Source organism: Pseudomonas sp. Sample_16, from assembly GCF_004307665.1.
Taxonomy (GTDB): domain Bacteria; phylum Pseudomonadota; class Gammaproteobacteria; order Pseudomonadales; family Pseudomonadaceae; genus Aquipseudomonas.
In genome coordinates, this window is the sequence record NZ_RCOB01000093.1 from 1 (window position 1) to 17,537 (window position 17,537).

Consider the following 17,537-nt stretch of genomic DNA (forward strand, 5'->3'; position numbering starts at 1 on the left):
TACACCGCGATTCTCGGCCAATTGGGCGAGGACGTGTCCCGCGAAGGCCTGCTCGACACGCCAAAACGTGCCGCCAAAGCCATGCAGTACCTCTGCCGCGGTTATGAACAGACGCTCGAAGAAGTCACCAATGGTGCCTTGTTCAGCTCCGACAATAGCGAAATGGTGCTGGTCAAGGACATCGAGCTGTACTCGTTGTGCGAGCACCATTTGCTGCCGTTCATCGGCAAGGCGCATGTCGCCTACATCCCGAGCGGCAAGGTGTTGGGGCTTTCGAAAGTCGCGCGCATCGTCGATATGTACGCTCGCCGCCTGCAGATCCAGGAAAACCTCAGCCGCCAGATCGCCGACGCGGTCCAGCAGGTCACCGGCGCCCTGGGCGTTGCAGTGGTGATCGAGGCCAAGCACATGTGCATGATGATGCGTGGTGTGGAAAAGCAGAACTCGACGATGATCACCTCGGTGATGCTCGGGGAGTTCCGCGAGAACGCCGCCACCCGCAGCGAATTCCTCAGCCTCATCAAGTAATTCGCAACACAAGGAAAACCGGCATTCATCGCCGGTTTTTTTTCGCCTGTGAAAAATCAGGTAAGCTGCGCGCCTTTCTTCATTTGCCCCGTGAGGCTTTCAACGTGTTCGTAAAAGCGCTTCGTGTCGGCCTTGGCCAACTGATCATCTTCATCGACTTCATCACCCGCCCAAGCAAAAAGAAGCGCCCCGCCGCTGCTCAGGCGCAGGTCGAATCCGCCGCCAAGGGCCTGACCCTGTATCAATTCCACGCCTGCCCGTTCTGCGTGAAAACCCGCCGCACCTTGCATCGCTTGAATGTACCGGTGGCGTTGCGTGATGCGAAAAACAACGAGCAAGACCGCCAGGCCCTGCTGGAGCAAGGCGGCAAGATCAAAGTGCCGTGCCTGCGGATTGAAGAAAATGGGCAGACGACCTGGATGTATGAGTCCAAGGTGATTATTGATTATCTGGACAAGCGGTTTGCGGCAGCCTGAATGATTTGGATTGTTTGAGCCGGCGCCATCGCTGGCAAGCCAGCTCCCACAGGGTCTTGTGGTGCTCACATCACTTGTGGGAGCTGGCTCGCCAGCGATGAGGCCGGCACAAATGCTACAAATCCCGGACAAAAATAAACCGGCTCATCAGCCGGTTTATTCATTTCAGGCCGCTTTATCTATCTGCGCTTGCCGCACCACTGCCGCCAGACGCTTGAGCCCTTCATCCAGCCGCGCCGGTTCGATATGGCTGAAGTTGAGTCGCAAATAGCCGTGATGCTTGTCCGGTTCTGGAAAGAACGGCTCGCCCGGCATGAACGCCACATCATTGGCCAGTGCATCGTTGAGCAAGGTACGAGTGTCCAGCGGCTGCTTGAGCCGCAACCAGAAAAACAGCCCGCCCTGCGGCTCGTTCCAATCCGCCAGATCAGCGAAGTGCGTTTGCAGCGCGGCCTGGAACGCATCCCGACGCCCTCGGTAAAATTCGCGCAGTTCACTGCGATGCTGTCGATACCGCTCGTTGCCGATCCATTGCAAGGCTTGCCATTGGCCGACCCGATTGGTGTGCAAGTCCGCCGATTGCTTGAGCTTGAGCAAATGCGGGAACAGGTCGGGGCTGGCGATCAGGTAGCCGACGCGCAGACCGGGCATCAGGGTTTTCGACACGGTACCGGTGTAGATCCAGCTGGCTGTTTTCAAACGACTGACAATCGGGGTCGCGCTGCCGCCATCGAAGGTTAATTCGCGATAGGGCTCGTCTTCAATCAAGGTCACGCCGAATTCATCGAGCAAGGCTGCCACGGCGTCACGCTTGGCTTCGCTGTAACGCACCGCGGACGGGTTCTGGAAAGTCGGGATCAGGTAGATGAAGGCAGGACGATGCTGCGCCAGGCGAGTGCGCAATTGCACCAGGTCCGGGCCATCAGCCTCCAATGGGACAGTGATGCAGTCCGCGCCGAACAACTGAAAAATCTGCAGTGCCGCCAGGTAAGTCGGCGCCTCGAGAAAAACCTCGGTGCCTTTGTCGATGTAGAGCTTGGCGGCCAGATCGAGGGTCTGCTGGGAGCCGCTCACCACCAACACCTGGCTCGCCTCACACTGTAAGCCCAACTTCCCGGCCTCTGCCGCCAGAGCTTCACGCAATGCCGGCTCGCCTTCGCTCATGCCGTATTGGCCGATGGACAGCGGCATGTCGGTCCAATCGACCTTGGGCAACATGACCTCAGCCGGCAGACCTCCAGCGAACGACATCACCTGCGGGCGCTGAGCGGCGGCAAGGATTTCACGGATCAAAGAACTTTTAAGGCGTGAGACACGTTCGGAAAAAGCCATGGAAGTCACCCGGTAGCCTGGCATGAGGAAAATGAGTCAAACTTATTGACCGAAATTACGACAGCACAAGCGGATACGTCAACATGATTGACCTTAAAAACCCGATTTCCCAGCAACAGGCCATGGAAGCGTTTTTCTTCGGTTACCAGGCTTTCACGGCCAAGGCCGATGAAATGCTTGAACGCCGCGGCTTGAGCCGGGTGCATCAGCGCATCGTGTTTTTTATCGCCCGTTACCCGAACCTCAGCGTGAAAGAATTGCTGGCATTGCTCGGCGTGAGCAAACAGGCGCTGAACATGCCGCTACGACAGTTGGTGGAAATGCATTTGGTGAACAGCGTGGCGTCGCAGACGGACAAACGGAAACGGTTGTTGGAGCTGACCGATGACGGAGCACGGTTCGAGCAGTCGCTGCGTCGCGAGCAGGTGAAATTGCTGGAGCGGGTGTTTGCAGACGCTGGTGAGACGGCGGTGGATGGGTGGTTGGCGGTGAATCTGGCTCTTGGGAAAAGTCAGACTGTTATTGACTGACTGCTCTGCTCCCATCGCCAGCAGGCTGGCTCCCACAGTGATCTGCGTTCACAAACCAGTGGGAGCCAGCCTGCTGGCGATGAGGCCTTCGAAGGCGATATATCCCTATTGCCAAAACTTTCGTCGACAAAATCAAAAACATTATTTGCTTTATTTGTATACAAAAGCATAATCCACTTCGTGCGAGTTCCTGACCAACCGGTCAACAAATTCGCAAGTGCCTCAAAGGGCCGCCGCCGCCCTCATGGGTCCGGCCCTGGAAATAAAAATAAAACTCTTGAGGAGTACTCGCTGTGGAAAGCCGCAAATCCGAAGCATCGACGCTGGATCTCTCGCCGCCACTACGCAATGGCTGGCTGGAACGTCTGTTCAAACTCAGCTTGCATGGCACCACGGTGAAGACCGAGTTGATTGCCGGTCTGACTACCTTCATCACGATGGCCTACATCATCTTCGTCAACCCGAACATCATGGCCGACGCCGGGATCGACCATGGCGCGGCGTTCGTCGCTACCTGCATCGCCGCCGCCCTGGGTTGCCTGTTGATGGGCCTTTACGCCAACTGGCCGGTCGGCCTGGCACCAGGCATGGGCCTGAATGCGTTCTTTACTTACACCGTCGTCGGCACCATGGGCTACAACTGGGAAACCGCCCTCGGTGCGGTGTTTGTTTCCGGTGTGTTGTTCATGATCCTGACCTTTTCCAGGATTCGTGAATGGCTGCTCAACAGCATTCCGGTAAGCCTGCGCTACGCCATGGGCGCGGGCGTTGGTCTATTTCTGGGGCTGATCGGCTTGAAAACCGCAGGTATCGTCGTCGATAGCCCGGCTACTCTGATCAAGCTTGGTTCCTTGCGCGAGCCTGGCCCGCTGTTGGCTGCCGTGTGCTTCCTGATGATCGCCATCCTCAGCTACCACCGGGTGTTCGGCGCGATCCTCATCAGCATCATCACCGTCACCCTCGCCGGCTGGGGCCTGGGCCTGGTGCATTACGAAGGGATCATGTCCGCACCGCCGAGCCTGGCTCCGACCTGGATGGCCATGAACGTCGCGGGCGTATTCAACGTCAGCATGATCAGTGTGGTTCTGGCGTTCCTTTTCGTCCACATGTTCGACACCGCCGGCACCCTGATGGGCGTGGCACAACGTGCCAATCTGGTGGCGCCTGACGGTCGCATCGAAAACCTCTCCCGCGCGATGAAAGCCGACAGCGCATCCAGCGTATTCGGTGCCGTGGTCGGCGTGCCACCGGTTACCAGTTACGTGGAAAGTGCCGCGGGCGTAGCCGCGGGTGGTCGCACTGGTCTTACCGCTGTCACCGTAGGCGTGTTATTTATCGCAGCGATGTTTTTCGCTCCGCTGGCCGGCATGATCCCCGCCTATGCCACCGCTGGCGCACTGATTTATGTCGCGATGCTGATGATGGGCGGCATGGCCCATATCGAATGGGATGAAGCGACCGACAGCATTCCGGCGATCGTTACCGCCATCATGATGCCGCTGACTTTCTCGGTCGCCGACGGTATCGCACTGGGCTTCATCACCTACGTGGCGTTGAAGGCCGGTACCGGCAAGTACAAGGAAATTTCCGTCAGCCTGTGGGTGCTCTGCGCGATCTTCATCGCCAAGTTCATCTTCTTGTAAGCCTTAACGCGGGACACGTTTCGAAACAGCCTCACCCCGTCGGGTGAGGCTTTTGTGCAAATGGAGGAAAGTGATGAGTCTGGAAACCTGGCTGCTGTTCAGCGGCGCGGCACTGGTAGTGATCCTGATCCCGGGGCCACTGTCACTGTTGATGATCAGCAACAGCCTGAATTACGGTTTGCGCCGTTCTTACCCGGCATTTCTCGGCGGGGTGATCGCTTCGATTTGCCTGTTGAGCGCCTCGGCACTGGGCCTGGGCGCTTTGTTGCTGGCCTCGGAACAGCTGTTCAGCGCCTTGAAGATCGTCGGCGCGCTGTATCTGTTCTACCTCGCCTGGCAGAGCTGGCAGCAATCGCGTCAACCGTCCCATGGCGCTGAAGTGCCACTGGCAGCGCCCGTGCCGCGCTTTCGCGCACTGTTCGGCCGTGCATTCATGCTCGGCGCCAGCAACCCGAAAGACATCCTGTTCTTCGCCGCGTTTCTGCCGCAGTTCCTCAGTGCCGAACAGCCGTTCCTGCCGCAGTTGCTGGTGATGATTGCGACCTGGACCGTGCTGGACCTGCTGTGCAAATTGGCCTACGGCCTCGGCGCCCATGGTGCGGCGCGCTATTTGCGCAGCGGCAAGGGGCAGAGCTGGTTCAACCGGGTGAGTGCCGGGTTGTTCAGTGGCGCGGGCGCGGCATCTTTGTTGAGTCGTTAAGCAAAAGCATCGCGAGCAAGCTTTGCTCCTACGGTCATTCGACACGAAACCTGTAGGAGCAAGGCTTGCCCGCGATGGCGTCAGCCCGGTCAGCACTTTTCCACAGACGAAAAAAAGCCCGCAGTGTGAGCGGGCGAAAGACCAAAGAAGCTATATGCGCAGTCGCTTCCAGGTGGTGGCAGCTGCTTGGGGGATCAGCTGCCGCGGTACGTGGAATAGCTGTAAGGCGAGATCAGCAGCGGAACATGGTAATGATCCTGCTCGGCGTTGATGCCAAAACGCAGCACCACCACATCCAGAAACGCCGGCTCCGGCAGCTGAACGCCGCGGGCGCGGTAGTAATCGCCTGCATGGAACTGAACCTGATAAACCCCGGTACGGTAATCGTCACCCTGCAGCAGCGGCGCATCGACACGACCGTCGCTGTTGGTTATCGCGCTGGCGACCAATTCCAGGTGCGAACCTTCAACGCGGTACAACTCGACCTTGATCGAGCTGCCCGGGCAACCATGTGCAGCGTCCAAAACGTGTGTAGTCAAACGTCCCATTGATTCTGCGCGCCTGCCTGCGTGGAGCAGTCAGACTTCGCGCCTCCCGAAGTCAGGTGAAAAGGAGACCGCACCGATTCGGAGCACGAAAAGCTGCGGCGAGCGATTGATTAAGACACTTTTCATAAAAATTGTACACAATAAAAACGACATTTTAGCGACCGATAGCGCCATGACAGAAATTTCTGTCATTTTCCTGCGAAACCATATGCTTTCTATACGCTGCAATCATTAACTGACCAGTCGGGCAGATTTCTTGCAGGTACTTGTCAGTAGCACGTGAAGATGACCGTTAACGAAAAATGCAAAAAATCAGGCTTACAAAGTGAATATAAAGTTGTATACAATCAACCCATCGCTGTGACGCCAGCCAGTGATCCAACCTTTAGTCGCGTCACACCAACTGTCACCACGCATACAAGAAGGAAGACTGCAGTGAGCGCTGACTACCCTCGCGACCTGATCGGTTACGGCAGTAACCCTCCGCACCCACACTGGCCGGGCAACGCCCGCATTGCCCTGTCGTTCGTACTCAATTACGAAGAAGGCGGCGAGCGCAATATCCTGCACGGCGATAAAGAGTCCGAAGCGTTTCTCTCGGAAATGGTGTCCGCCCAGCCGCTGCAAGGCGCGCGCAACATGAGCATGGAATCGCTTTACGAGTATGGCAGCCGCGCCGGTGTCTGGCGGATTCTGAAACTGTTCAAGGAATTCGACATCCCGCTGACCATCTTCGCCGTGGCCATGGCTGCCCAGCGTCACCCGGATGTGATCCGCGCCATGGTCGATGCCGGCCACGAGATCTGCAGCCACGGCTACCGCTGGATCGACTACCAGTACATGGATGAAGCCCAGGAACGCGAGCACATGCTCGAAGCGATCCGCATCCTTACCGAAATCACCGGCGAGCGTCCGCTGGGCTGGTACACCGGCCGCACCGGCCCCAACACCCGCAAACTGGTGATGGAAGAAGGCGGTTTCCTCTACGACTGCGACACCTACGACGACGACCTGCCCTACTGGGAACCGAACAACCCGACCGGCAAGCCGCACCTGGTGATCCCCTACACCCTGGACACCAACGACATGCGCTTCACCCAGGTCCAGGGTTTCAACAAGGGCGACGACTTCTTCGAATACCTCAAGGATGCGTTCGACGTGCTCTACGCCGAAGGCGCCGAAGCCCCGAAAATGCTGTCGATCGGCCTGCACTGCCGGCTGATCGGCCGTCCGGCGCGTCTGGCTTCGCTCAAGCGCTTTATCGAATACGCTAAAAGTCATGAACAGGTGTGGTTCAGCCGCCGCGTCGACATCGCGCGTCACTGGCAAGCAACCCACCCGTACCAAGGGGCCGCGAAATGAGCGCCTTTCAAACAGTGAAACCATCGACCTTGAGCCGCGACGCCTTCGTCAAAGCCTTCGCCGACATCTACGAACATTCGCCATGGGTGGCCGAGAAGGCCTTCGACCTGGGCCAGGACGCCTCGATCGACGAGATCGAAACCCTGCACCAGCGCATGAGCGACATCCTGTTGAGTGCCGATCAGCAAAGCCAACTGGCCCTGATCAACGCTCACCCGGACCTGGCCGGCAAAGCCGCCGTCCAGGGCCAACTGACCGAAGCCAGCACCAATGAACAGGCTGGCGCCGGTATTCACCAATGCACGGCCGAAGAGTTTTCTCGCTTCACCGAGCTGAACGACGCCTACAAGGCCAAGTTCAAGTTTCCCTTCATCATGGCGGTAAAAGGCAGCAACCGGCATCAGATCCTCGCGGCGTTCGAAACGCGCATTCACAACTCGGCAGACACCGAATTCAAATGCGCGCTGGCGGAGATCAACAAGATCGCCCTGTTCCGATTACTGACCCTATAGCAAGCCTGGCCCGAGTACTTTCAAACGCAAACAGTACCCAGGGCCTTGCAAGCATCCCAAGCCAACTTATTAAAGGCAGACAAGAAGAATGAAAGCTTACGCCGTACCTTTCGAGAAGTTCGTCAACCTGGCCGACGCCCGCCTGGGCACCAAAATCATCTCGGTCACCGATGACTGGTTCGCAGACGCCAACCGTCTGTTCCAACCGACCCCGGCCGTGTGGAAGGAGGGCGTGTTCGACGACAACGGCAAGTGGATGGACGGCTGGGAGTCGCGCCGCAAGCGCTTCGAAGGCTACGACAGCGCTGTGATCCGCCTGGGCGTACCGGGATCGATCAAGGGCGTCGACATCGACACTTCATTCTTCACCGGCAACTTCCCGCCGTCGGCCTCCCTGGAAGCCTGCTTCCTGGCCTCGGGCGAGCCGGACGACAACACCCAGTGGACTGAAGTGCTGTCCGCCGTCGAGCTGCAAGGCAACAGCCACCACTACCACGAAATCAGCAACGACCAGGCGTTCAGCCACCTGCGCTTCAACATCTACCCGGACGGTGGTGTTGCCCGTCTGCGCGTCTATGGCATTCCGTTCCGCGACTGGTCCGCTGTCGGCGACAACGAGCAAGTCGACCTGGCCGCCGCCCTCAATGGTGGCCGCGCCCTCGCCTGCTCCGATGAACACTTCGGCCGCATGAGCAACATCCTCAACCCGGGCCGTGGCATCAACATGGGCGATGGCTGGGAAACCGCACGTCGTCGCACCCCGGGCAATGACTGGGTGATCGTCGCGCTGGGGCACCCGGGCGAGATCGAGAAAATCATCGTCGACACCCTGCACTTCAAAGGCAACTACCCGGACAGCTGCTCGATCCAGGGCGCGTTCGTGAAAGGCGGCACCGACAGCCAGATCGAAACCCAGTCGCTGTTCTGGCGCGAACTGCTGCCAAGCCAGAAGCTGGAAATGCACGCCGAACACACCTTCGCCGAGCAGATCAAGGCACTGGGCCCGATCACCCACATCCGCCTGAACGTGTTCCCGGACGGTGGCGTCAGCCGCCTGCGTGTATTGGGCAAGGTTGCGAAGTAAGCGCTGAACCTGTGGCGAGGGGGCTTGCTCCCGCTGGGCTGCGAAGCGGCCCCAAAAAAAGGGACTGCTGCGCAGTCCAGCGGGAGCAAGCTCCCTCGCCACAATAATCAACACAGAATTCAAGGTAAGAAGACCAGCATGCGCACATTGACGATTGAACCGCTGACCAAAGAAGCCTTCGCCCCTTTCGGTGACGTGATCGAAACCGACGGCAGCGATCACTTCATGATCAACAACGGTTCGACCATGCGCTTCCATAAACTGGCGACGGTGGAAACCGCTACGCCGGAGGACAAAGCGATCATCAGCATATTCCGCGCCGACGCGCAGGACATGCCGCTGACCGTCAGCATGCTGGAGCGCCATCCGCTGGGCAGCCAGGCTTTCATTCCGCTGCTCGGCAACCCCTTTCTGATCGTGGTCGCGCCAGTTGGCGATGAACCTGTATCAGGCTTGGTCCGCGCCTTCGTCACCAACGGCAGGCAGGGCATCAATTACCATCGCGGCGTCTGGCACCACCCGGTGCTGACGATCGAAAAGCGGGATGACTTCCTGGTGGTTGATCGCAGTGGCACAGGCAATAACTGCGATGAGCATTTTTTCAAAGAGGATGAGCGTTTGATCCTCGCCCCCCACCAATAAGAGAAGGTCTGATCACTCGACAACAAGAGTGACAGGCGAGAGGTAAAGACTGTGGAAGCACATCTGTTGGAATGGCTGAACCTGAGCGTGCGCTGGGTTCATATGATTACTGGTGTGGCCTGGATCGGCGCATCGTTCTACTTCGTCTGGCTGGAAAACAACCTCAATCGGGTCAACCCGAAAAGCGGTCTGGCCGGTGATTTGTGGGCGATCCACGGCGGCGGTATCTACCACCTGGAAAAATACAAACTGGCTCCACCGACCATGCCGGACAACCTGCACTGGTTCAAATGGGAAGCCTACTTCACCTGGATGTCGGGTATCGCGCTGCTGTGCGTGGTGTTCTACTCCAACCCGACGCTCTACCTGCTGGCTCCGGGCAGCACCCTGAGCGGTCCTGAAGGCGTGGCCATCGGCATCGGCTCGCTGTTCATCGGCTGGTTCGTCTACTCCTTCCTTTGCGACTCGGCCCTGGGCAAACGCCCTGCCCTGCTCGGCTTCATCCTGTTCGTCCTGATCATCGGCGCGGCCTATGGCTTCAGCAAGGTGTTCAGCGGTCGTGGTGCGTACCTGCACGTCGGCGCGATCATCGGCACCATCATGGTCGGCAACGTGTTCCGCATCATCATGCCGGCGCAACGCGCACTGGTGGCGGCCATCGCCGAGAATCGCACGCCGGACCCGGCGCTGCCAGCCAAAGGCTTGCTGCGTTCGCGCCACAACAACTACTTCACCTTGCCCGTGCTGTTCATCATGATCAGCAACCACTTCCCGAGCACCTACGGCAGCCAGTACAACTGGCTGATTCTGGCCGGGATCGCGGTGCTGGCGGTGTTGGTGCGTCACTACTTCAACACCCGTCACGACAGCCACAAATTTGCCTGGACCCTGCCGGTGGCAGCGGTGGGCATGATTTGCCTGGCGTACGTGTCCGGTCCGAAGCCGATGTCCAGCGCCCCCGAAGTAGCCAAGGCCCCTGCTGCCATCGAATACCAGCCATTGCCGGAAACTGCAGTGGGCGGTGGCTTGAAACCGGCCGAAGCCAAACCCGCAGAAACGCCTGCCGCCGCCCCGGCGCAAGCGACCAACGCCGGTCCGAGCTTTGACAAAGTGCACAGTGTGATTCAGGAACGCTGCTCGGTCTGCCACTCGGCCAAACCGACCAGCCCACTGTTCAGCGCAGCCCCGGGCGGAGTGATGTTCGACACCCCCGAGCAGATCCGCCAAAACGCCGCGCGGATCCAGGCTCAAGCCGTCGCCACTCAGATCATGCCACTGGGCAACATCACTCAGATGACTCAGCAGGAACGTGACCTGATCGGCGCCTGGATTGTGCAGGGAGCTCCGACCAACTAAGCAACACAAAAGCCTGTGACAAGCGGGCTTTTGTGGCAAGGGATGCTCCCGCTGGGCCGCGAAGCGGCCCCCTCTCTATCTGAAAAGAAGGGGACTGCTGCGCAGTCCAGCGGGAGCAAGCTCCCTCGCCACAGGTCTGCCTTACAAAAATCACAAGAATAAAAAAGATCCGAGGTGTTGCATGTCCGAGCTCTCCAAAGCACGCATCCCCGACGCACCCGCCATTCAGCGATTGCCCCTATTGCAACTGATTCTGGTCGGTCTGCAACATGTTCTGCTGATGTACGGTGGCGCCATCGCGGTGCCGCTGATCATCGGACAGGCCGCTGGCCTGAGTCGTGAAGAAATCGCCTTCCTGATCAACGCCGACCTGCTGGTCGCCGGCATCGCCACCATCGTTCAATCTCTTGGTATCGGCCCCATGGGCATCCGCATGCCGGTGATGATGGGCGCCAGTTTTGCCGCTGTCGGCAGCATGGTCGCCATGGCCGGCATGCCTGGCATCGGCATGCAAGGCATCTTCGGTGCGACCATCGCTGCCGGCTTCTTCGGCATGCTCATCGCCCCGTTCATGTCCAAGGTCGTGCGCTTCTTCCCGCCTCTGGTGACCGGTACGGTCATCACCTCGATCGGTTTGTCGCTGTTCCCCGTGGCCGTGAACTGGGCCGGCGGCGGTGCGGATGCCGCGCAATTCGGTTCACCGATTTACCTGATCATCGCCGCGCTGGTGCTGGGTACCATTTTGCTGGTGCACCGCTTCATGCGCGGTTTCTGGGTCAACATTTCCGTGCTGATCGGCATGTGCCTGGGCTACGTGCTCTGTGGCGTGCTCGGCATGGTCGACCTCAGCGGCATGGCCCAAGCGCCATGGCTGCAATTCGTCACCCCGCTGCACTTCGGCATGCCGAAGTTCGAACTCGCGCCGATCCTTTCGATGTGCCTTGTCGTGGTAATCATTTTCGTCGAGTCCACCGGGATGTTCCTCGCGCTGGGCAAAATTACCGGCCAGGAAGTCTGCCCGCGGATGCTGCGCCGCGGCTTGTTGTGTGATGCCGGCGCGTCGTTTTTCGCAGGCTTTTTCAACACCTTCACTCACTCGTCCTTCGCCCAGAACATCGGCCTGGTGCAGATGACCGGCGTACGCTGCCGTTCGGTGACCATCGTCGCCGGCGGCTTGTTGATCGTCTTGAGCCTGCTGCCCAAGGCCGCATTCCTGGTGGCGTCGATTCCGCCAGCGGTATTGGGTGGCGCGGCGATTGCGATGTTCGGCATGGTTGCCGCCACGGGCATCAAGATTCTTCAGGAGGCCGACATCGGTGACCGTCGCAATCAGTTGCTGGTAGCGGTGAGCATCGGCATGGGCCTGATCCCGGTGGTCCGTCCGGAATTTTTTGCCCACCTTCCGCTGTGGATGAGCCCGATCACCCACAGCGGTATCGCCATGGCCACCCTCAGCGCGCTCACGCTGAACCTGCTGTTCAACATTCTTGGCGGCGCCGAGCGCGCGGCCATCAACGACTGCCACGCCCACTAAGACAGAAACGCCGCCCCTGTAGGAGCGAGCCTGCTCCGGGCGGCGTTCCGACGATGAACCCGAGAACACCGCGTTATCCAGATAACACGCGTAATCGTTGACGACCATCGTCGGAACGCCGCCCGGAGCAGTCTCGCTCTTACAGGGTAGGGGTTTGCTGCGCCTTGAAAATAACAACAAGAGGGAGCAACAGATGATTCGGACAACAACCAACCTGCTGTTGGGTGCTGGCCTGCTGGCTGCTAGCCAGGCCATGGCCGGCGATTTGCTGCTGTGGCAGACCAACAGCCTGAGCTATCTGTACGGCAAGGACTTCGCGGTCAACCCGTCGATTCAACAAACGATAACCTTTGAGCACGCCGACCGCTGGAAGTACGGCGACAACTTCATGTTCATCGACAGCACTTACTACAACGGCGAGAAAGACCGGAACAAAGGCGTCCACGCCTATTACGGCGAGTTCAGTCCGCGGTTGTCCCTCGGCAAAATCCTCGACCGCCGTTTCGAATTCGGTCCGATCAAGGATGTGCTGCTGGCCATGACTTACGAGAACGGCGAAGACGACACCGAGGCCTACCTGATCGGCCCCGGCTTCGACCTTGCGATCCCCGGCTTCAATTTTTTCACCTTGAACTTTTATAACCGCCACACCGAAGGTTCGCGCCCCGGCGACGACGTCTGGCAGATCACCCCGGCCTGGTCCTATACCGTGCCGCTGGGCAATTCGAGCCTGTTGATTGACGGTTACATAGACTGGGTTGTGGATAACGACCAGAACTCGCGCGGCACCTATCACGCCAACGTGCACTTCAACCCGCAGATCAAGTACGACCTGGGCAAAGCCCTCGGCTGGCGGGAGAAACAGGTGTACGTCGGCGCCGAGTACAGCTACTGGAAAGACAAGTACGGCATCGAAAACACCGCGAACTTCGATACCAATGAAAACACCACCAGCCTGCTGGTGAAGGTGCATTTCTAAAATGACCCGCAACCGTGCGCCACACCTGTCGTCGGTGCGCTGTTGCGGGGCACTTGAGACCTGGCCAAGGAGTCAGTATTCTCCGCGGCCGCCTGAATCCGCTTTAAAAAAAAGCCCGGATTTAATTCCTGACCAGAAAGCCAACTTATCCCGGCTCTGGACGGTATCAAGGCATCCCCATACCCCTCTCAATCGACTGTTTTTGAGCAGCCGAGCGGGAGTTTTTTTGCTTTTCGAATGCCTTGGCGCAGCTCTTGCTAACAGCATGAAAGCTGACCGATTGGATGAATATTTACCGCAACGAAAAAAGGCGCCACACCAGAGCGCCGACCTTAAAAAAATACGTGGAACACCTACTTTTTGGGAGCAACCGAATGAAACGTACGTGCACTAGCCTGATGCTGGCGGGATCCATGCTGGCGGGGGGTCAGGCGATGGCGGGCGATCTGCTGCAATGGCAGAACAACAGCCTGACTTACTTGTATGGCAAAGACTTCCAGGTCAATCCGCGCATCCAGCAGACGGTGACCTTCGAACACGCCGATGGCTGGAAATACGGCGATAACTTCTTCTTTATCGACAAGATTTTCTACAACGGCAAGGAAGACGGCTTCGCCGGTGAAAACACCCATTACGGCGAACTCAGCCCACGGCTGTCGTTCAACAAGATCTTCGACCAGAAAGTCGAATTCGGCCCGATCAAAGACGTGCTGTTGGCCATGACCTACGAGTTCGGCGAAAACGACACCGAGTCTTACCTGATCGGTCCGGGTTTCGACCTGGCCATTCCGGGCTTTGATTATTTCCAACTGAACTTCTACAACCGCCACACTGAAGGCAGTCGCGCGGGGGATGACGTGTGGCAAGTCACGCCAGTCTGGTCCTACACTGTCCCGGTCGGCGACTCAGACATCCTGATCGATGGTTTCATGGACTGGGTGGTCGACAACGACGTCAACGACAAAGGCGAATATCACGCCAACCTGCACTTCAATCCACAGATCAAGTACGACCTGGGCAAGGCGCTGAGCCTGGGAGAGAAGCAGTTGTACGTCGGTGTCGAGTATGACTACTGGAAGAACAAGTACGGGATTGAAGACAGCCAGGGCTTCAAGACCGATCAGAGCGTGACCAGTTTCCTGGTTAAGGTTCACTTCTGATCCTTCAGCGTCTGTAAGGACGTCTTCGCTTTGCTCCTACCGGTTTTGTGTCGTTCGCCAATTATCTGAACGACACAAAACCGGTAGGAGCAAAGCTTGCTCGCGATAGCCGCACCAACGATCTCAAGCCGAAACCACAGGCTCCGCCAACCCAAGAAACCGGCTTAATTCCCCGCGCTTGGCCAACGCATCGCGCCGCCCCAGATCAATCAACTCGCTGCAGTACCCCGCCTCGAACAGCAGATAACTCAACACGCCCGCGCCACTGGTCTTGGTCGCGCCCGGTCCGCGCAAAAACAGCCGCAATGCCGCCGGCAGTTCCTGGCGATGACGTGCAGCGATCTCGTCGATTGGCTGACTCGGTGAAATCACCAACACCTCGACAGGAGCCACGCCCAGAGTGCGCGTCGGCGTACCGTCAGGCATGAGGTGGCTGAACTGATTCAAGCGGCGCAACAACTCAATGTCGCTTTCCAGGCTGTCGATGAACGTACTGTTGAGCATGTGCCCACCGATTTGCGCCAGCGTCGGTTGCTGGCCGGTGTAGACACGTTGCAACGGATGTTCGGGGTCGACGCCTCGCGGGTTGCCGCTGACGCCCACCACCAGCACACGATTGGCGCCCAGGTGCAGCGCCGGGCTGATCGGTGCTGACTGCCGCACCGCGCCATCGCCGAAATATTCCTCGCCGATTTTCACCGGGGCGAACAGCAGTGGAATGGCTGAACTGGCCAGCAGGTGATCAACGGACAATTGCGCAGGAACGCCGATCCGGCGATGACGCAACCAGGCTTCGATTGTGCCGCCGCCCTGGTAAAACGTCACGGCCTGCCCCGACTCGTAACCGAATGCCGTCACCGCCACCGCCTTCAACTGCTTTTGTGCGATGGATTCGGCGATGCCGGTCATCTGCAACTTGTCGTTGAGCAAACGGCGCAGCGGCGAGCTGTCAAGCAGCGCAACCGGCACCTGAGCACCGAGCCCCAGCAAACTGTGGCTGACAAAGCGGCTGGCCTGATGGATGACGCCTGGCCAGTCGCTGCGCAGCACCAGGCGACTGCGAAAGCCCTGCCAGAAGACCGTCAAGCGTTCGATGGCAGCGCGAAAATCCGTGGCGCCGCTGGCCAGGCTGACTGCATTGATCGCCCCGGCCGAGGTGCCGACAATCACCGGAAACGGATTGTCCGCGCCCAGGGGCAAAAGCTCGGCAATTGCCGCCAGCACGCCCACCTGATAGGCCGCCCGCGCCCCGCCACCGGAAAGAATCAAACCAGTTACCGGTTCAGCAGGACTCATTGCAACACTCCATGGTGCTTATTGGGGGCGGCGGGTCAACCGCGTTTTGCGTAGAGCTTGGGCTCGCCCGGTGGACGACTCTTGAAGCGGCGGTGCGCCCACAGGTATTGCTCCGGACATTCGCGCAACACGCCTTCGATCCATTGGTTGATACGCAGGCAATCGGCCTCTTCGGTTTCGCCGGGGAAGCCTTCGAGCGGCGCATGGATGACCAGACGATAACCGCTGCCATCCGCCAGACGCTCCTGGGTGAACGGCACCACCAGCGCCTTGCCCAGCCGCGCAAACTTGCTGGTGGCGGTGACGGTTGCAGCCTGGATGCCGAACAGCGGCACGAAAATGCTTTGCTTGGCGCCGTAGTCTTGATCCGGCGCGTACCAGATCGCCCGCCCCGCACGCAGCAGCTTGAGCATGCCGCGCACATCTTCACGCTCCACCGCCAGCGAATCGAGGTTGTGGCGCTCACGTCCCTGGCGCTGGACGAAGTCGAACAACGGGTTCTTGTGCTCGCGGTACATGCCGTCGATGGTGTGCTGCTGGCCCAACAGCGCCGCACCGATTTCCAGGGTGGTGAAATGCACCGCCATCAGGATCACGCCCTTGCCTTCGCGCTGAGCCTGCTGCAAATGCTCCAGCCCTTCAATATGTGCCAGCTTCGCCAACCGCTCGCGCGACCACCACCAGCTCATGGCCATTTCGAAGAACGCGATGCCGGTGGAGGCGAAGTTTTCCTTGAGCAGGCGCTTGCGCTCGGCCGCGGACTTTTCCGGGAAACACAGCTCCAGATTGCGCTTGGCGATGCGCCGTCGGTCGCCCGCCACGCGATACATCAAGGCGCCGAGCGCGCGACCGAGCCACAACAATGCCGGATACGGCAGCTGGACAATCAGCCACAACAGCCCCAAGCCACACCACAGCGGCCAGAAACGTGGAGATAGAAAGGTTTTTCGAAAACGCGGGCGGTCCATTAATGCATCCGTTAAGACAATGGCCGCGCATTCTACATCGTTCGACCCGGCTTGCGGCCTGCGGGCGTTCTCGTTATAAGTCTCGGCACTTTTAGTGACAAGTCGTTGTATGCCGACCATGAGCCAAACCGAACCGCTAGACCAAGATCCCGTGTTCCAGCTGAAGGGCAGCATGCTCGCCATTACGGTACTGGAACTGGCCCGTAACGACCTCGAGGGCCTCGACCGGCAATTGGCCGCCAAGGTCGCCCAGGCGCCTGGTTTTTTCAGCAATGCGCCGCTGGTACTGGCCCTGGACAAACTCCCGGCCAGCGAAGGTGCGGTCGATCTGCCGGGCCTGATGCGCGTCTGCCGCCAGCATGGCCTGCGCACCCTGGCGATCCGTGCCAGCCGCATTGAAGACATCGCAGCGGCCATCGCGGTCGATCTGCCGGTGCTGCCGCCCTCCGGTGCGCGTGAGCGTGCGCTGGACCTGAACGAAGGCGCCGTTGCAAAAAAACCGGAAAAACCGCCGGAGCCGACGATCAAACCGACCAAAATCATCACTTCGCCAGTACGCGGTGGCCAGCAGATTTATGCACAAGGCAGCGACCTGGTGGTGATCTCCTCGGTCAGTCCTGGGGCGGAACTTCTCGCCGATGGCAACATCCATGTATACGGCCCCATGCGTGGCCGGGTGTTGGCCGGCGTCAAAGGCGACACCAAGGCCAGGATTTTCTGTCAGCAAATGAGCGCTGAACTGGTTTCGATCGCAGGACATTACAAGGTCTCCGAAGACCTGCGTCGCGACCCGTTATGGGGTTCGGGCGTACAGGTCAGCCTGTCGGGCGATGTGTTGAACATCATTCGGCTTTAACGGATACTGCCGCATTTTCCAAGCATCTCTA

18 protein-coding genes are annotated in these 17,537 nt (G+C 59.0%); 14 read left to right on the forward strand and 4 right to left on the reverse strand.

All coding sequences use genetic code 11. The features are described 5' to 3' along the window. Both folE and D8U69_RS13450 read left to right on the forward strand, forming a co-directional pair. A partial coding sequence (gene folE / locus D8U69_RS13445) for a GTP cyclohydrolase I FolE (protein WP_130907480.1) occupies nt 1-528 on the forward strand: 528 nt, incomplete at its 5' end. Between the two features lie 104 nt (nt 529-632). Next, a complete protein-coding gene (locus D8U69_RS13450) occupies nt 633-1,004 on the forward strand; it encodes a glutathione S-transferase N-terminal domain-containing protein (RefSeq protein WP_056853834.1) in 372 nt (123 codons plus the stop codon). A 165-nt stretch (nt 1,005-1,169) separates the two neighbouring features. Here the strand turns inward: D8U69_RS13450 and D8U69_RS13455 are convergent, their stop codons facing one another. After that, nucleotides 1,170-2,336, reverse strand: coding sequence for a PLP-dependent aminotransferase family protein (locus tag D8U69_RS13455; RefSeq protein ID WP_130905396.1), 1,167 nt, complete (start codon nt 2,334-2,336; stop codon nt 1,170-1,172). Nucleotides 2,337-2,419: 83 nt separating this feature from the next. Between D8U69_RS13455 and D8U69_RS13460 the strand changes: the two genes are divergently transcribed. From D8U69_RS13460 to D8U69_RS13470, 3 genes are all read left to right on the forward strand, one after another. Next, a complete protein-coding gene (locus tag D8U69_RS13460) occupies nt 2,420-2,866 on the forward strand; it encodes a MarR family transcriptional regulator (protein ID WP_056853836.1) in 447 nt (148 codons plus the stop codon). A gap of 323 nt (nt 2,867-3,189) precedes the next feature. Beyond that, nucleotides 3,190-4,509 carry an NCS2 family permease gene (locus D8U69_RS13465; protein ID WP_236708441.1) on the forward strand — a complete coding sequence of 440 codons (1,320 nt, stop codon included), beginning with the start codon at nt 3,190-3,192 and terminating at the stop codon, nt 4,507-4,509. A 73-nt stretch (nt 4,510-4,582) separates the two neighbouring features. Continuing rightward, the gene (locus D8U69_RS13470) at nt 4,583-5,209 is read left to right on the forward strand and encodes a LysE family translocator (protein ID WP_056853838.1); all 627 of its coding nucleotides are present in this window, start codon (nt 4,583-4,585) and stop codon (nt 5,207-5,209) included. A gap of 194 nt (nt 5,210-5,403) precedes the next feature. Here D8U69_RS13470 and uraH read toward each other — a convergent pair whose 3' ends face one another. After that, complete coding sequence (uraH, locus tag D8U69_RS13475; RefSeq protein ID WP_056853839.1) at nt 5,404-5,757, reverse strand: hydroxyisourate hydrolase; 354 nt, start codon at nt 5,755-5,757, stop codon at nt 5,404-5,406. A 435-nt stretch (nt 5,758-6,192) separates the two neighbouring features. Between uraH and puuE the strand changes: the two genes are divergently transcribed. The 8 genes from puuE (at nt 6,193) to D8U69_RS13525 (ending at nt 14,386) form a co-directional block, all read left to right on the forward strand. Then, on the forward strand, nt 6,193-7,119 hold the full coding sequence (gene puuE / locus D8U69_RS13480) for an allantoinase PuuE (RefSeq protein ID WP_130905394.1): 927 nt from the start codon (nt 6,193-6,195) through the stop codon (nt 7,117-7,119). Beyond that, nucleotides 7,116-7,631 (forward strand): 2-oxo-4-hydroxy-4-carboxy-5-ureidoimidazoline decarboxylase, encoded by a 516-nt coding sequence (gene uraD, locus D8U69_RS13485; RefSeq protein WP_130907481.1) that lies wholly within the window; start codon nt 7,116-7,118, stop codon nt 7,629-7,631. The genes puuE and uraD overlap by 4 nt, the downstream gene beginning before the upstream one ends. An 88-nt stretch (nt 7,632-7,719) precedes the next feature. Then, a complete protein-coding gene (gene alc, locus D8U69_RS13490) occupies nt 7,720-8,715 on the forward strand; it encodes an allantoicase (protein WP_130907482.1) in 996 nt (331 codons plus the stop codon). 138 nt (nt 8,716-8,853) lie between these two features. Then, a complete protein-coding gene (locus tag D8U69_RS13500) occupies nt 8,854-9,357 on the forward strand; it encodes an ureidoglycolate lyase (RefSeq protein ID WP_056853843.1) in 504 nt (167 codons plus the stop codon). 51 nt (nt 9,358-9,408) lie between these two features. Then, a complete protein-coding gene (locus tag D8U69_RS13505; RefSeq protein ID WP_130905393.1) occupies nt 9,409-10,713 on the forward strand; it encodes a urate hydroxylase PuuD in 1,305 nt (434 codons plus the stop codon). A gap of 181 nt (nt 10,714-10,894) precedes the next feature. After that, entirely contained in the window at nt 10,895-12,247 is a 1,353-nt protein-coding gene (locus D8U69_RS13515) for a nucleobase:cation symporter-2 family protein (RefSeq protein WP_130907483.1), read from the forward strand. Between the two features lie 193 nt (nt 12,248-12,440). Then, nucleotides 12,441-13,226: an outer membrane protein OmpK gene (locus D8U69_RS13520; RefSeq protein WP_056853846.1), complete on the forward strand. Its 786-nt coding sequence runs from the start codon at nt 12,441-12,443 to the stop codon at nt 13,224-13,226. Nucleotides 13,227-13,600: 374 nt separating this feature from the next. Further along, on the forward strand, nt 13,601-14,386 hold the full coding sequence (locus D8U69_RS13525; RefSeq protein WP_130907484.1) for an outer membrane protein OmpK: 786 nt from the start codon (nt 13,601-13,603) through the stop codon (nt 14,384-14,386). 123 nt (nt 14,387-14,509) lie between these two features. Here D8U69_RS13525 and D8U69_RS13530 read toward each other — a convergent pair whose 3' ends face one another. Both D8U69_RS13530 and D8U69_RS13535 read right to left on the reverse strand, forming a co-directional pair. Beyond that, nucleotides 14,510-15,682 (reverse strand): patatin-like phospholipase family protein, encoded by a 1,173-nt coding sequence (locus tag D8U69_RS13530; RefSeq protein ID WP_130905391.1) that lies wholly within the window; start codon nt 15,680-15,682, stop codon nt 14,510-14,512. 35 nt (nt 15,683-15,717) lie between these two features. Then, nucleotides 15,718-16,650 carry a lipid A biosynthesis lauroyl acyltransferase gene (locus tag D8U69_RS13535; protein WP_056853850.1) on the reverse strand — a complete coding sequence of 311 codons (933 nt, stop codon included), beginning with the start codon at nt 16,648-16,650 and terminating at the stop codon, nt 15,718-15,720. Nucleotides 16,651-16,768: 118 nt separating this feature from the next. Between D8U69_RS13535 and minC the strand changes: the two genes are divergently transcribed. Further along, nucleotides 16,769-17,506 (forward strand): septum site-determining protein MinC, encoded by a 738-nt coding sequence (minC, locus tag D8U69_RS13540; RefSeq protein WP_056853867.1) that lies wholly within the window; start codon nt 16,769-16,771, stop codon nt 17,504-17,506. Nucleotides 17,507-17,537 lie beyond the last annotated feature (31 nt).